General features: G+C 67.6%; 12 protein-coding genes and 5 pseudogenes. 1 reads left to right on the top strand and 16 read right to left on the bottom strand.

The genetic code is table 11. The annotated features are described in order from the left end of the window. The first annotated feature begins 104 nt into the window (after positions 1–104). The gene (locus tag BLT78_RS04360) at positions 105–1,022 is read left to right on the top strand and encodes a response regulator (RefSeq protein WP_231975701.1); all 918 of its coding nucleotides are present in this window, start codon (positions 105–107) and stop codon (positions 1,020–1,022) included. Between the two features lie 25 nt (positions 1,023–1,047). Here the strand turns inward: BLT78_RS04360 and BLT78_RS04355 are convergent, their stop codons facing one another. The 16 genes and pseudogenes from BLT78_RS04355 to BLT78_RS04305 all read right to left on the bottom strand — a co-directional run bounded on the left by BLT78_RS04355 (position 1,048) and on the right by BLT78_RS04305 (position 14,743). Continuing rightward, entirely contained in the window at positions 1,048–1,326 is a 279-nt protein-coding gene (locus BLT78_RS04355; protein ID WP_231975700.1) for a PD-(D/E)XK nuclease domain-containing protein, read from the bottom strand. A gap of 34 nt (positions 1,327–1,360) precedes the next feature. Beyond that, positions 1,361–1,471 (bottom strand): annotated as a pseudogene (locus tag BLT78_RS21945) (AAA family ATPase); the annotation flags it as partial. Between the two features lie 35 nt (positions 1,472–1,506). Continuing rightward, on the bottom strand, positions 1,507–2,847 hold the full coding sequence (locus tag BLT78_RS04350) for a methyl-accepting chemotaxis protein (RefSeq protein WP_408003106.1): 1,341 nt from the start codon (positions 2,845–2,847) through the stop codon (positions 1,507–1,509). 129 nt (positions 2,848–2,976) lie between these two features. After that, positions 2,977–3,309, bottom strand: a pseudogene (locus tag BLT78_RS21940) (PAS domain-containing protein); the annotation flags it as partial. Between the two features lie 575 nt (positions 3,310–3,884). Next, positions 3,885–4,274, bottom strand: a complete 390-nt coding sequence (locus tag BLT78_RS21935; RefSeq protein WP_408003105.1) for a CZB domain-containing protein — start codon at positions 4,272–4,274, stop codon at positions 3,885–3,887. A gap of 27 nt (positions 4,275–4,301) precedes the next feature. Then, positions 4,302–4,769, bottom strand: a pseudogene (locus BLT78_RS21930) (methyl-accepting chemotaxis protein); the annotation flags it as partial. 199 nt (positions 4,770–4,968) lie between these two features. Then, positions 4,969–5,652, bottom strand: coding sequence for a protein phosphatase CheZ (gene cheZ / locus BLT78_RS04340; protein WP_090347791.1), 684 nt, complete (start codon positions 5,650–5,652; stop codon positions 4,969–4,971). A gap of 23 nt (positions 5,653–5,675) precedes the next feature. Then, the gene (gene cheY, locus BLT78_RS04335; protein WP_090347790.1) at positions 5,676–6,065 is read right to left on the bottom strand and encodes a chemotaxis response regulator CheY; all 390 of its coding nucleotides are present in this window, start codon (positions 6,063–6,065) and stop codon (positions 5,676–5,678) included. Positions 6,066–6,172: 107 nt separating this feature from the next. Next, positions 6,173–7,099 carry a methyl-accepting chemotaxis protein gene (locus BLT78_RS21925; protein WP_408003104.1) on the bottom strand — a complete coding sequence of 309 codons (927 nt, stop codon included), beginning with the start codon at positions 7,097–7,099 and terminating at the stop codon, positions 6,173–6,175. Next, positions 7,091–7,330, bottom strand: a pseudogene (locus tag BLT78_RS21920) (HAMP domain-containing protein); the annotation flags it as partial. The gene BLT78_RS21925 and the pseudogene BLT78_RS21920, both read right to left, overlap by 9 nt. A 594-nt stretch (positions 7,331–7,924) precedes the next feature. Next, positions 7,925–8,986, bottom strand: a complete 1,062-nt coding sequence (locus tag BLT78_RS04325) for a protein-glutamate methylesterase/protein-glutamine glutaminase (RefSeq protein ID WP_090347788.1) — start codon at positions 8,984–8,986, stop codon at positions 7,925–7,927. A gap of 103 nt (positions 8,987–9,089) precedes the next feature. Beyond that, positions 9,090–9,953: a CheR family methyltransferase gene (locus BLT78_RS04320; protein ID WP_090347787.1), complete on the bottom strand. Its 864-nt coding sequence runs from the start codon at positions 9,951–9,953 to the stop codon at positions 9,090–9,092. Positions 9,954–9,985: 32 nt separating this feature from the next. Further along, positions 9,986–11,707, bottom strand: a complete 1,722-nt coding sequence (locus tag BLT78_RS21795; RefSeq protein WP_090347786.1) for a methyl-accepting chemotaxis protein — start codon at positions 11,705–11,707, stop codon at positions 9,986–9,988. Between the two features lie 147 nt (positions 11,708–11,854). After that, positions 11,855–13,030, bottom strand: a complete 1,176-nt coding sequence (locus BLT78_RS04310; RefSeq protein ID WP_456239002.1) for a methyl-accepting chemotaxis protein — start codon at positions 13,028–13,030, stop codon at positions 11,855–11,857. A gap of 237 nt (positions 13,031–13,267) precedes the next feature. Then, positions 13,268–13,564, bottom strand: a pseudogene (locus BLT78_RS22005) (PAS domain-containing protein); the annotation flags it as partial. 45 nt (positions 13,565–13,609) lie between these two features. After that, on the bottom strand, positions 13,610–14,743 hold the full coding sequence (locus tag BLT78_RS04305; RefSeq protein ID WP_408003103.1) for a methyl-accepting chemotaxis protein: 1,134 nt from the start codon (positions 14,741–14,743) through the stop codon (positions 13,610–13,612). Positions 14,744–14,794 lie beyond the last annotated feature (51 nt).

Raw genomic sequence — 14,794 nt, 5'->3', positions numbered from 1 at the left:
CGCTTGCAGCGGGAGACACCGCCTGTTTGCCGGAGAGCAAACGCGCCTTTGCCCACAGGGAAAAAACCTTACAAAACAGTCGGCTTACTCGGCGATAGGTGAAAATGCCCAACATGATCACACCGCCTCACTTCAAAAAGTTCGATGAAATGCAAGGACGCCGCATCCTGGTCGTGGAAGGCAACGATACCGAGCGCTATCTGCTGGTCGACTTTCTGCGTGGGCTAGGCTATCGCGTCTATCAGGCGGCCAATGGCCAGCAAGGCGTACACAAGGCCCTGCAGGTGCAGCCCGACCTGATCCTCATGGACGTGCACATGCCGGTCTGCAACGGACTCGAAGCCTGCCGCCTGCTGCAGGCCGATCAACGCACCCACCGGGTGCCGGTCATCTTCCTCACCGCGGCGGCCCTTCCCGAAGAGCGCGTGCAAGGCCTGCAGGCCGGCGCCGTGGACTACGTAACCAAACCTTTCAACAACGAGGAGCTGCGCCTGCGCCTCGCCGTGCACCTGCGCTGGCGAGGCGGCCGGGCTCCCAGCCTCGAAAGGCCGCCGCTCGACTCGGCCTCTGCACTGGATCACATCCTGTTCCAGTCGGCCCGTTGTCAACTGGTGTCGCACCTGGCCGAAACGCCCGACCTCCATCAACTGGCCAGCACCCTGCGCACCAACGCCAAGCGGCTCAACGAGGCCTTCCGCAAGTGCGCGGGCGTCACCGTGTTCGCCTACCTGCGCGAGGAGCGCATGCAACAGGCGCAGTTCATGCTGGAGAATACCGAGCTGCCGGTGCAGGCCATCGCCCTGGAACTGGGCTTCACCAGCGGCGCCAACTTCGCCACCGCCTTCCGCGAGCGCTTCGGCGTCTCGCCCAGCCAGTATCGACAGACCCGTACAGGTGCCGAGCAGTCCTCCAGTGCGCGCCCCATGGCCGCCAGGCTAGCGTCAGCCTCACCAATCACTGACGCGATTGCCCAGTCCGCAGGGGCGCATTCATTCGCCTCGGCGGGGTATTTTGGCGAATGAATTCGCCCCTGCAGCGGATTGCCGGCTACAGCTGCTCCACCTCGAAGCCCACCACGCTGCGACTGTCGCGACTGAACTCCACACCGACCAAGTGGATCGGCTCGCCACGGGCACGGTACTTCTCCGCATAGCCACGCTGCCGAAGCTGCTGCAGGGCGCGGCCCTCGGGCGCCAGCTCCACCACCTTGAACTCGAACAGATACACCCGACCGTTGAACAGCACCGCCATGTCGATGCGCCCGCGGTGGGTCGCATCCTCCAGACGGACATCCAGCCCCAGCGCGGCGAAGTGGCTGTAGAACACACTGGCGTAATTGGAACAGCAGCAGCCCGTCGCGGATCTCGCGGGCGATCTCCGGACGGGTCGGATTATCGAGGATCGGCTTGTCGTACTCGTCCACCAGCACCATCACGCGCTGGCCGTGAACACACTCGGCATTACGGATCAGCTCGGCCAGGGCTCGCTACGGCGCCCCTGTCCGCGTCAGAACTCGCTCCACTCCTGCTGCTGGGTGCCGCCCATCGGTTCGCGTGCCGGAAGCGAACGCCCATGAGCGGCACGTGACGGCGCCGCAGGGGCGCGCTGCTGGACTCCAGCAGGGACGACCCGGGGCCTCTGCACCGCCCCGCGGCCCTGTCCGGCCAGGCGCAGCGCCGAAATGGTATTGGCCAGCTCCGCGACCTGGGTCTCCATGGTGTGCGCGGACTGCGCGGACTCGACCACCAGCGCCGCATTGCTCTGGGTGACCTGATCCATCTGCGCGATGGCGATGTTGACCTGCTCGACACCGCGGTTCTGCTCGTCCGACGCCGCCGCGATCTCGTTCATGATGTCATTGACCTTTAGCACGGCCTCGGTGACCCCGGCGATGGCTTGCTCGGCCTGCTGCACCTGCTTCTCGCCCAGCGTCACCTCCTGGCGCGATGCCTCGATCAGCTTGCGCACCTCCTCCGCCGCACTGGCCGAGCGCGTCGCCAGACTGCGCACCTCGTTGGCCACCACCGCAAAACCGCGACCATGCTCACCGGCCCGCGCCGCCTCGACCGAGGCATTCAGGGCCAGGATGTTGGTCTGGAAGGCGATCGAGTCGATCACACCGATGATCTCGGCGATCTTCCGCGAGCTGGTCGTGATACCCGCCATGCGCTCGACGACCTGATGCATCGCCGTACCGCTGTTGCGCACCTCGCTCGCCGCCGCATCGGCCAGCTGGCTGGCGTGCTTGGCATGCCCGGCATTCATCTGCACCGTGGACGTGATCTCCTCCATGCTCGCGGCGGTCTGCTGCAACGAGGCGGCCTGCTGCTCGGTGCGCGCGGACAGGTTGTCGCTGCCATCGGCAACCTGGCTGGCCGCCGGCCTGACCGCGTCGAGGCTACGATGCACCTCGGTGGCGATATTGCTCAGGCTGCGCTGCATTACCGCGAGCATTTCGGTCAGCACGGCGAACTCCCGGTGCTGGCACTCCGGGCGTAGGGCGCTTAGGTTGCCGGCGGCCATCTGCATGGCGAAATTCGTCGCCCGCCGCACTTCACGCTGGATGGCGCGCAACATGAAGGCGAAGACCCCCGCACTGAGCAGGGCGATGAGCAGCAGCACGCCGACCTGCAGATAATCGAACATCCCCTGCGCCCGCACGATCTCGCCAGCCACGTCCCGCAATTTGGCTCCCCCTCCGTCCAGGCGCTCCAGCTCCGCCTGCAGGGCACTCTCGCGCCAGAACACGACACTCAGCGCCAGCAGCAGCAGGACGACATTGGCCAGCAGGGCCGCCTGGATGCGCGTGCGCAGACTGCTGAAGCTGAACTGGCTCAGCCAGCCCATCCAGCCGGTACGCTTGATGCGTCCGCGATCCAGCCTGATCCCACGACTGTCGCCCGCCAGCAGACGCGCGTAGGTCTGCTCGGCCAGGCGGACCTCGGCATCGTCCGGCTTGACCCGCACCGAGGTATAGCCGACGACCTCGCCATTTTCGACGATCGGCGTGACATGGGCGCGCACCCAGTAGTAGTCGCCGTTCTTGCGCCGGTTCTTCACCAGACCGACCCAGATCTCGCCGCGCTTGAGGGTTTGCCAGAGATTGGCGAAGGCCTCGCGGGGCATGTCGGGATGGCGCACGATGCTGTGCGGCGAACCGACCAGTTCCTCGCGGGAATAACCACTGACCTCGACGAATGCCTGTGCGGCATAGGTAATCACCCCGTTGCGGTCGGTACGGGACAACAGATTCTGATCTTCGGAGACCTTGTACTCGTTCCGAGTGACAGGTCGAGAGTGATTGGTCATTAGCGTTTTCTCGTGATTGACAGCCGCTCAAGGGGCGACCCATCCCGTACAGGCAAGCTCGACCAGCGCATCGACAAGCGCCCTGCATCCGTTTCGCTCCATGGCCGTACGCCGGCAGCAATGCGCTGACAACCCCGCAAGCGAGGGGGCGGCAAAGATGCGCCATGGGCCAGTCATCCGCTCGTCACCAAACAGCACACCAGCGAAAGACTGGCAGGCAGGCGACAGAACCATGACTGGGGAGCGTATTAGGCACCAGCCGCAGAATTCCCGCATTTGCTGCAAGGGAATAAGGCTTTTATCGCGGGGAAAGGTTGCCAGCGGCAGATCCGCTGGACTTTCGATGCGCAGGACGACGAAAGACGTCGCTGCCTGATTGCCCGCATGAGAGCCTCGAGATGGTGTCCACGATAAATAGGTGGACACCATCTCTTAGCTTCGCGGGGTCAATCCAGACGAGATGCACGGGCGGTTGAGGCCGAACGGCCGAAGGAAAGCTACGGGAGAGAATCCACGAGACTGCTGCCGGCCGCACTCCCACCTGCGCGGGAGTGACAACCGGGAAAAGCCGACGCTCAGAGCTGGCGCATCAGCTGGTCGATGCAGCCGACCACCTGCATGCTGGCATCCTCCATCTGCTCCAGCGCCTCGCGCATCGCCGCGCTGTCGCCCGCCTGCCCGGCCTGCAGGGCCCGCAGCCCGGCCTCGTGCACTTCGCGGTGCGGCGCGTCGAGCGCCTGGAAGCTGTGCAGATGGGCATAGTGCCGGGCGCCATAGCCCTGGAAGTACCATTTGCCCAGGCGGCACTCGCTGTGACAGGTCAGCTGGGCAGCGAACTCGGCATTGTGGATGTGCCGGTAGACCTGGTTCTTCCACACCGCATGGTCGAGCTTGGTGGCGTTGAGGAAGGACGTGGTGGTGGTCTGGCGGATGATGCCCTGCAGGTGCTCGGAGCGCTCGATCATCGTGCCGACGACCTCGTTGATCTGCACCGAGGAGGCGGACACCTCGGTCGCGCTGTCCTGGGTCAGCAGCACGGCGGCGCGGATGCTGGCGATCTCGCCGACGATTTCCTGCACCAGCTCGTCGATCTGCGCACTGGCCACGGCGGCGCGCTGCGCCAGCTGGCGCACCTCGCCCGCCACCACGGCGAAACCGCGCCCGGCCTCGCCGGCCCGGGCCGCCTCGATGGCGGCATTCAGCGCCAGCAGATTGGTCTGGTCGGTGATCTTCTGGATGTTCTCCACCAGCCCCTTGATGCCCCCGGCCGCCTGGTCGAGCACCTCGGCGCTGCGCGCACTGCTGTCGGCATGCTCGCTGATGCGCCGGGAGCGGCTGTCAAGGGCGCTGACCGCACTGCGCGCGTCGCCGAACACGTCGTCCAGCTTCTTCAGCTCCTTGCGCTCCTCGACCAGGGCCTCGGCACGCTCGGCGATGCTCTGCCGCACCACCTCGAGCATGCCGGCACCGCGCAGGTGGCTGGCATACACGTGGCTCAGGCCATCCCGGGCCTGATCGGCGGACAGCAGCTGCTGTTCGAGCTGCTGCAGATCCTCGAGCAGCTTGTGGGCCTGCTGCTCGGCTGCTTCCTGCTGGGCGGCCTGTTTCCGGCGGGCGAATATCATCATCCGTGCACTTTCCTCGGCAATGCCACAGTCGTCAGAAACCCAGCTGGTCGAGCAGGTCGTCGACCTGATCCTGGTTGACCACCGCGTCGCCGGCGGTCGGCTTGACCTGCGGACCGTTGAGCAGCTGCTTCTGCTTTTCCGGCTCCCACTCGCTCTCGGCCAGGCGCTTGAGGATGATCGCCTCGCTGCCGTCCGGCACGCTCTCGATCAGCACCTGGATCAGCTGGTGCTCGATCTCGCGGATCACCTCGTTCATCCGCTTGATGACCTGGCCGGTGAGATCCTGGAAGTCCTGCGCCATCAGGATCTCCATCAGCTCGCGCTGGGTCGCCTGGGTCTGGCGCGGCACCTCGGCCAGGTAGGCGCGGGTGTCCTTGACCAGCTCGCGAGCCTCCTCCAGTTCGACCGGATTGGCGAACCAGGCCTCCCAGCGCTGATCCAGTCCGCTGGCGCCCTTGGCCAGCTCGTCCTGCAACGGCTGGGCGCGGTCGATGGCGTTGAGGGCGCGCTCGGCGGCCTGCTCGGTCATCGAAGCCACATAGGTCAGACGGTCGCGCGCATCGGGAATCGCCTCGGCGGCCTTCTCGATTTCCTTGTCCAGGCCAAGTTCGCGCATGCTGTCGCGCAGCATGCGGGTCAGCTGCCCGATGCGCTGGATCAGTTCATCCGGCGCCATGTCCCAGTTGGCAGCTGCCTGCTGTACGTCACCGCTCATAAGCTGTCTCCTCCGGGCGCCGGTTATTTGCCCAGTTTCTCGAAAATCTTGTTGAGCTTCTCTTCCAGGATCGCGGCGGTGAACGGCTTGACCACATAGCCGTTGGCGCCGGCCTGGGCGGCCGCGATGATGTTCTCCTTCTTCGCCTCGGCGGTGACCATCAGCACCGGCAGGTGCTTGAGGTTGTCGTCGGCGCGGATCTGCTTGAGCATGTCCAGGCCATCGAGGTTGGGCATGTTCCAGTCGGAAACCACGAACTCGAACTTGCCCGAGCGCAGCTTGTTGAGGGCATCCTGGCCGTCTTCGGCTTCTTCCACGTTGTTGAAGCCCAGCTCCTTGAGCAAACTCCGCACGATCCGGCGCATGGTCGGAAAGTCGTCCACTACCAGCATGCTCATGTTCTTGTCGGCCATTGTCTTTCCTCATCGTGTCATGGCGTTTGTCGATCCGGTGCGCCGGGCCGCTACACGGCCGGCAACGCCCTGATTGCTCGCTGTCCGCGGAGCTCGCGCTCGCGGGTTCAGAATTCTTCCCACTGCTCCTGCGCACTCGCCGCGACCGGCTGGCGGCCGCCGGTCGCCGGCTGAGCGGCGCCTTCAGGCTGGGCGGCCGGCTGCGGGCGCGCCGGCGGCATGCTTCTGGCGGGGGCGCGACGCGCGGACTCCTGGCCCAGCCGGAACACCGCCACCACCTCTTCCAGGCGATGCGCCTCGGCGTCCAGCGCGGTGGACGCGGTGGTGGCCTGCTGCACCAGCCCGGCGTTCTGCTGGGTCACCTCGTCCATCTGCGCGATGGCCACGTTGATCTGGCCGATGCCGTCGCTCTGCTCCTGCGAGGCCGCGGAAATCTCGTCGATGATGTCGGTCACCCGGCGTACCGCGGCCACCATGTCGACCATGGTCCGCCCCGCCTGCTCGGCCAGCTGCGAGCCCTCCTCCACGCGGCGGCTGGAGTCCTGGATCAGCGTCTTGATCTCCTTGGCCGCCTCGGCGCTGCGTCCGGCCAGCGTGCGCACCTCGCCGGCGACCACGGCGAAGCCGCGGCCCTGCTCGCCGGCGCGCGCCGCCTCGACCGAGGCGTTGAGCGCGAGGATGTTGGTCTGGAAGGCGATCGAGTCGATCACGTTGATGATGCTGGCGATCTGCTGCGAGCTGTCGGCGATGCCCTGCATGGTGTCGACCACCTGGGCCACCACCTCGCGGCCCTTGCCGACGGTGTCGGAGGCGTCGTTGGCCAGCGCGCTGGCGGTGCGGGCATTGTCGGCGTTCTGCTGCACGGTGGAGGTCATCTGCTCCATGCTCGCCGCGGTCTCCTGCAGCGAGGCGGCCTGCTGCTCGGTGCGCGACGACAGGTCGACGTTGCCGCGGCTGATTTCCTGGGCGCCCTCGTAGATGGCCGCGCTGCTGGCGCGTACGGTGCCGACGATTTCCCGCAGGTTGGCCTGCATGTCGCGCATCGCCTGCTGCAGGTGGCCGACCTCGTTCTGCACGGTGACCTCGATCGACTGCGACAGGTCCGCCTTGGCCAGGCGCTGCAGGTGCTCGGCCACTTCCTCGATCGGCCGCACGACCAGGCGGAACAGACTGGCGCGCAGCAACAGCAGCACGAGGATCGAGCAGCACAGGGCGAGACCGCCGAACACCGCATACAGCTGCAAGGTCTCTTCGTAGCGCTTCATCTCGGCATTGGCGAAGCTGGTGAAGAAGGCGAACAGCCTGACCATCGACTCCTCGAGCACTGGCTGCTCCTCGCCGAGCACGCGCTTCTCGAGTGCCCGGTAGGTCTCCAGGTCACCCTTGCGCAGGGCCGCGCTCTGCTGGCGGAGCAGGTCGACCATCAGCGCCAGCTGGGCCTGGTAGCCCTCCACCGCGCGGCGCCCTTCCTCGGTGCTCAGCACCGGCATCTTCTGGAAGCGCTCGAGGTACTCGACGGATTTGCCGATATGCTCGTCGGCCTCGGCCAGGCGCGCCCGCTTGGCGGCCTCGTCGGCCTGGCGATTGCCGAGCAGCCGCTCGTAGCTGAACAGGGCGATCATCGCGTTCAGGCGGTTGCGATCGGCGGCCTGCGCATAGTCGGACTGGTCGACGGCGATGCGGTTGATCCGCTCGATCTCCAGCTTGGCGCTGCGACTGCTCATCACCCCCAGGACGGAGACCGTCAGCAGCAGCAGCAGGAACACCACCATCGCCCGGTTGACCGTCGCCTGAATGCTTTTTCCGCGCAAGTAACTGAACATCTCCGCCATCCTCAACTCGAACTCACGATCCGTCATTCAAACCCGTTGCGCACGGCCGGACGCCGCCACCTGCTTGAGAATCCGCTCGGCCATCTGGTCGAGCGAGACCACCTCGCAGGCCCCGCCGAGGGCGATGCCCTCGCGCGGCATGCCGAACACCACGCAGCTGGCCTCGTCCTGGGCGAAGGTGAAGGCGCCGGCCTGGCGCATCTCCAGCAGGCCACGGGCGCCGTCGCGGCCCATGCCGGTGAGCAGCACGCCGATGGCGTTGCGCCCGGCGCTTTCCGCCGCCGAGCGGAACAGCACGTCCACCGAGGGGCGGTGGCGATTGACCGGCAGACCGTCATCGAGACGGGCGACGTAGTTGGCGCCGCTGCGCACCAGCTTGAGGTGGGCGGTGCCGGGGGCGATGTAGGCGTGACCGGGCAGGATGCGCTCGCCGTCCTCGGCTTCCTTGACCGCGATGTTGCACAGCCGGTTGAGCCGCTCGGCGAACGACTTGGTGAAGCCGCCGGGCATGTGCTGGGCGATGAGGATCGCCGGGCTGTTGGCCGGCAGCGGCTCGAGCACCGCGCGGATCGCCTCGGTGCCGCCGGTGGAGGCGCCGATGATCACCAGCTTCTCGCTGGAAATCAGCGGCGCCTTGAGCGCCGGCGGCCGCGGCGCGCTGGCCGGCGGCGACTGGCGCGGCCGCGAACGGGCGGCGGCGCGGATCTTGTCGGCGATCAGCTCGCTGTAGTCGAGCATGCCGTGGCGGATGCCCATCTGCGGCTTGGCGATGAAGTCCAGCGCCCCCAGCTCCAGCGCGCGCAGGGTCACTTCGGAACCGGCCTGGGTCAGCGACGACACCATCAGCACCGGCATCGGCCGCAGGCGCATCAGACGGTCGAGGAAGTCGAGGCCGTCCATGCGCGGCATTTCCACGTCCAGGGTCAGCACGTCGGGGTTGTGCAGCTTGATCAGGTCGCGCGCCACCAGCGGATCGGCGGCCACCGCCACCACTTCCATGTCCGGCTGCGCGTTGATGATCTCGCGCAGCAGGTCACGAATCAGCGCCGAGTCATCGACACACAGAACCTTGATCTTGGGGACACTCAAACTGCTCTCCTTCGCGTGTAGCGGGTGATGGCACCACCCTGCCGCCGGCAGGGTGGGCCACGGATTTCACGCTGACATATGGAAAGTTATCGGCAAGCGCGCTTCAGTCTTTAGCGCGGCCGGCGTCGCGCAGGGTGTATACCGTCTGCCCGCGCAGCACGAAGTCGTCGCTGATGTAGGAGAAGTTTTCCGAATGGCCGGTGATCAGCAGGCCATCCGGCTTCAGGTAGGGCACGAAGTGCTTGAGGATCTTGGCCTGACTCGGCTTGTCGAAGTAGATCATGATGTTGCGGCAGAAGATCGCGTCGAACGGTCCGCTGATGTTCCACTTCGCGTCGTGCAGGTTGAGCTGGCGGAACTCGACCATGTTCATCAGCTCCTGACGCACGCGCGCCAGGCCGACGCGCTCGCCGCTGCCGCGCAGGAAGAAGCGGTGCGCGCGCTCCTCGCCCATCTCCAGCACCTGCTTGAGCGGGTAGACACCGGTGCGCGCCTTGCTCAGGGCATCGGTGTCGATGTCGGTGGCGATGACCCGCGACTGGCTGGCCAGCTGCGGGCCGAGCGCCTCGATCAGGGTCATGGCGATCGAGTACGGCTCCTCGCCGGTCGACGCCGCCGCGCACCAGACGCGCACCGGCTCGCGCCGGCCGGCGACATGCGCGGCCAGCAGCGGGAAGTGGTGCGCCTCGCGGAAGAATGCGGTGAGGTTGGTGGTCAGCGCATTGGTGAAGGCCTCCCACTCCCGCGCGCCGGGCTGGCGCGCGAGGCGGTCGAGGTACTCGCCGAAATGACTCATGCCGTGCATGCGCAGGCGCTTGGCCAGACGGCTGTAGACCATCTCGCGCTTGTTGTCAGCCAGCACGATGCCGGCGCGATCGTAGATGAGCTGACAGATGCGGTGGAAATCCGCGTCGTTCATCACCAGATCGCGACCAAAGCCGCCGGCGGCCGACACTTCAGCGTTCATCGTAATGCTCAAGAACTACTCCCTGCATATGCTCAAAATTCGCTCCACTCCTCGGTGGCCGGCTCCTCACGGCGCGCGGCCGGTGCGGCTGCCGACGCCGCAGCCGGCGCGGGCGCCGAGACGCGCGGCGCGCGCTGCACCTGCGGGCGCGCCGCGGGAGCCGCCGCCCGGGCCTGCCGGTCACGCAGGCGGAACACGCCCATGGTGCGCAGGGCGTCGTCCAGATGGCCCTTGAGGTCGACCGAAGCCTGCGCCGCGGTCTGCACCAGACCGGCGTTGCGCTGGGTCACGTCGTCCATCTGCGCCACCGCCTGGTTGACCTGGGCGATGCCGCTGCTCTGCTCATTGGAGGCGGCGGCGATCTCGCCCATGATGTCGTTGACCTTGGTCACCGCCGCCACCACGCCCTCGATGCTCTGTTCGGCGCGCTGCACCAGCTGGGCACCCTCGTCGATCTGCTGCGAGGAGCTGACGATCAGCCCACGGATCTCCCGGGACGCCTCGGCCGAGCGGCTGGCCAGATTGCGCACCTCGCTGGCCACCACGGCGAAGCCGCGGCCCTGCTCGCCGGCGCGCGCCGCCTCGACCGAGGCGTTGAGCGCGAGGATGTTGGTCTGGAAGGCGATCGAGTCGATCACGTTGATGATCTCGGTCATCTTGCGCGAGGTGGCGGTGATCTGGTCCATGGTGCCGACCACCTGGCCCATCACCTCGCCGCTGTCGCGCACGGTGCTGGCGGCGTCGCTGGCCAGCTGGCTGGCGTGGCGGGCGTTGCCGGCGTTCTGCTGCACGGTGGCGGTCAGCTCTTCCATGCTCGCCGCGGTCTGCTGCAGCGAGGCGGCCTGCTGCTCGGTGCGCGCGGACAGTTCCTCGTTGCCGCGGGCAATGTCGTCCACCGCCAGGGCCAGCGAGTCGACGCTGTGGTTCACGTCGCGGGCGATCCGCGCGACGCTGTTGCGCACCGCGCCCTGGAAACGGATCAGCTCGGCCATTTCACCGATCTCGCACTCGCCCAGGCGGGCCTCCAGATTGCCGGCGGCCAGCTGCGCCATGTAGTCGACCGAGTCCTGCAGCGCGCGGTGCATCGCGCGACCGGTCCCCACGATGCGGCCGAGCAGGAACAGGCCGACCAGCGCCAGGCCCGCCGCCTCCAGCAGCTCCGCAGTCCCCGCGCCCTCGATCAGCGCCTGCACCAGCGTGACGCTGCTGTCGATCACCACCACCCCGGCGGCGACCATGATGCTCAACAGGCGCGCGCGCAGGGAGGGCCGGCGCAGGTGCACCAGCCAGCCACGCGGTCCGCGATGCACCAGGCGCCCGCGATCGAGGCGCAGGTGCTTGCCGCGCCCCTCGCGAATCGCCCGGTAGGCCGCGCTCGCCGCATCCACCTCGGCCCGGCCCGGCTTCGAGCGCACCGAGGTGTAACCCACCACCCGCCCTGCCTCGACGGTCGGCGTGACGTTGGCGCGTACCCAGTAGTGGTCGCCGTTCTTGCGCCGATTCATCACCAGGCCGTTCCAGGAATGCCCCTGCTGGATGGTTTCCCACAGGTTGGCGAAGGCAGCCGGCGGCATGTCCGGATGGCGTACCAGGTTGTGGTTGGCGCCGTGCAGCTCCTCCCAGGAGTAGCCGCTGACCTCGATGAAGGACGGGTTGGCATAGACGATCCGGCCCTGGAGGTCGGTGCGGGAAATCAGGAAGTGCTCGTCCCGCAACTCGTACTCGCGCTGGGTGACCGGCTGGTTGTTACGCATAACAGACTTGCTCCACTACTGTGGCAGGCCGGCGCGGGGCCGGCGTATTCGTTGTCAGGCAGGGCGCGGCGGGGAAAAACCGCAGCGCACTGCAATGAATCGCGTCCAGTGACTTTCCATGCGAAAACCTCCGTGTCGCAGAATCCTTCAGAACTCGCTCCACTCCTCGACCGCTTCGGCGTCCTTGCGCCTGGCCGGCCGGGTATTGGCCGCCGACGCGGCGTCCACGGGCGCCGCACGGCGCACCGCGGCGGCAGGCGCGCGCGGCGCGACGGTCTGCTGGCCCTCGTGCCGGAACACCCCCATGGTGCGCAGGGCGTCGTCGAGATGCCCCTTCAGCTCCACTGCCGCCTGGGCCGCGCTCTGCACCAGGCCGGCGTTGCGCTGGGTGACGTCGTCCATCTGCGCCACCGCCTGGTTGACCAGGGCGATACCGCTGCTCTGCTCGGCCGAGGCGGCGGCGATCTCGCCCATGATGTCGTTGACCTTGGTCACCGCCGCCACCACGCCCTCGATGCTCTGTTCGGCGCGCTGTACCAGTTGGGCACCTTCGTCGATCTGCTGCGAGGAGCTGACGATCAGGCCGCGGATCTCCCGGGACGCCTCGGCCGAGCGGCTGGCCAGGTTGCGCACCTCGCTGGCCACCACGGCGAAGCCGCGGCCCTGCTCGCCGGCGCGCGCCGCCTCGACCGAGGCGTTGAGCGCAAGGATGTTGGTCTGGAAGGCGATCGAGTCGATGACGTTGATGATCTCGGTCATCTTGCGCGAGGTGGCGGTGATCTGGTCCATGGTGCCGACCACCTGGCCCATCACCTCGCCGCTGTCGCGCACGGTGCTGGCGGCGTCGCTGGCCAGCTGGCTGGCGTGGCGGGCGTTGCCGGCGTTCTGCTGCACGGTGGCGGTCAGCTCTTCCATGCTCGCCGCGGTCTGCTGCAGCGAGGCGGCCTGCTGCTCGGTGCGCGCGGACAGCTCCTCGTTGCCGGAGGCGATGCCGTCGACGGCAGCCGACAGGGCGTTGACGCTGTTGTTCACGTCGACCGAAATACCGCGCACACTCTTGCGCAGCGCCTCCTGGAAACGCATCAGCAGGGCCAGCTCGTCGAGACGGCTGCTGCGCAGGCGCGCATCGAGGTTGCCGGCGGCCAGCTGCGCCATGTAGTCGGCGGCCGACTCCAGGCCGCGCAGCAGGGCGCGTCCGGTGCTCAGGGTCATGGTCAGCAGCAGCACGCCGAGCAGCGCCATCGTCCCCTCGGCCAGCATCTCGAGGCCTTCGGCGCCCTCGAGAAACTTCGTCACTCCGGACACGCTGTTGCCGGCCACCATCAGCACGGCGATCAGGCGGATCAGCCACAGGCGGAAACGCAGCGAGGACGGCTGCAGACGCGCCAGCCAGCCGGCCGGGCCACGCAGCAGCAGGCGGCCGCGGTCGAGCATGAACTTGCCGCCACGGCCCTCGCGGATCAGCCGGTAGGCGGCATCGGCCGCCTCGACCTCGGCGCGGGTGGCCTTGCGGCGGATCGAGGTGTAGCCGACCACCCGACCGTCCTCGACGGTCGGCGTGACGTTGGCGCGCACCCAGTAGTGGTCGCCGTTCTTGCGTCGGTTCTTCACCACGCCGTTCCAGGAGTGCCCGTCCTGGATGGTCGACCACAGGTTGGCGAACGCCTCCGGCGGCATGTCCGGATGACGCACCAGGTTGTGGTCGGCGCCGTGCAGCTCCTCCCACGAGTAGCCGCTGACCTTGATGAAGGTCGGGTTGGCGTAGGTGACCCGGCCCTTGAGGTCGGTACGCGAGATCAGGAAGGTGTCGTCCGCCAACTCGAATTCGCGCTGGGTGACCGGCTGGTTATTGCGCATGCTGCATCTCCATGAATGTGACGGCCCTGAAGGCGGGACAGCGGACTAGAAGGTCTGCCAGTCGTCATCTTCAGCCGCCGGCCTGGCCGCGGGGCTGCCGGCAGCGGGACGAGCCAGCTCGGCCACTTCGCGCTCGGCGTTGCGGTACTGCTGACGCGCCCACGACTCGGCCGGCGCGCGCTGCGCCAGCTGCGCCTCGACGATGCGGAACACTTCCACCGCCTCGCGCAGACGGGCGGCCTCGCCGACCAGGTCGCTGGCGGAGCGCGCCGAGTCCTGCACCAGACCGGCGTTCTGCTGGGTCACCTGATCCATCTGGGTCACCGCCTGGTTGACCAGGCCGATGCCGTTGCTCTGCTCGGCGGAGGCGGCGGCGATCTCGTCCATGATGTCGGCGACCTTCTGCACCGCCTCGACGATTTCCTGCATGGCGTTGCCGGCCTGGCTGACCAGCTCGCTGCCGGTCTCGACCCGCGCCACCGACTCGCCGATCAGCGTGCGGATGTCCTTGGCCGCCTCGGCGCTGCGGCTGGCCAGGCTGCGCACCTCGCCGGCCACCACGGCGAAGCCGCGGCCCTGCTCGCCGGCGCGCGCCGCCTCGACCGAGGCGTTGAGGGCGAGGATGTTGGTCTGGAAGGCGATCGAGTCGATCAACTTGATGATCTCGGCGACCTTGTGCGAGCTGCTGCTGATCTGCCCCATGGTGCTGACCACCTCGTCGACCACCTCACCGCCGCGCTGCGCGGCCTGCGCCGCGGTGGCGGCCAGCTGGCTGGCCTGGCGCGCGTTGTCGGCGTTCTGGCCGACGGTGGAGGTCAGCTGCTCCATGCTCGAGGCGGTGTTCTCCAGCGAGGCGGCCTGCTCGATGGTGCGCGCGGACAGGTTGCGATTGCCCTCGGCGATCTCCTGGGCGCCCTCGTGGATCAGCTGGCTGCTGTGCCGCACGGTGCCGACGGTGGCGGTCAGGCGCTGCTGGATGTGCGCCAGCGAGGCGAACAGCTGGCCGATCTCGTTGGCGTTGCCCTTCTCGATCGACTCGGCCAGGTTGCCGGCAGCGATCTGCTCGCAGTGGCCGACCACCCGCTGCAGCGGGCGGATCACGTTGCGGTTGACCCCCCACACCACCGCACAGATGCTGCCCACCGAGACCAGCACGATCAGGGCGATCAGCCCACGCATCAGGTCGGCGAACCCGGCGAAGGCCTGCTGCCCGCCGGCCTGCGGCAGGGC

The organism is Pseudomonas oryzae, from assembly GCF_900104805.1.
GTDB lineage: Bacteria > Pseudomonadota > Gammaproteobacteria > Pseudomonadales > Pseudomonadaceae > Geopseudomonas > Geopseudomonas oryzae.
This window is presented reverse-complemented; position numbering and strand designations above follow the sequence as displayed.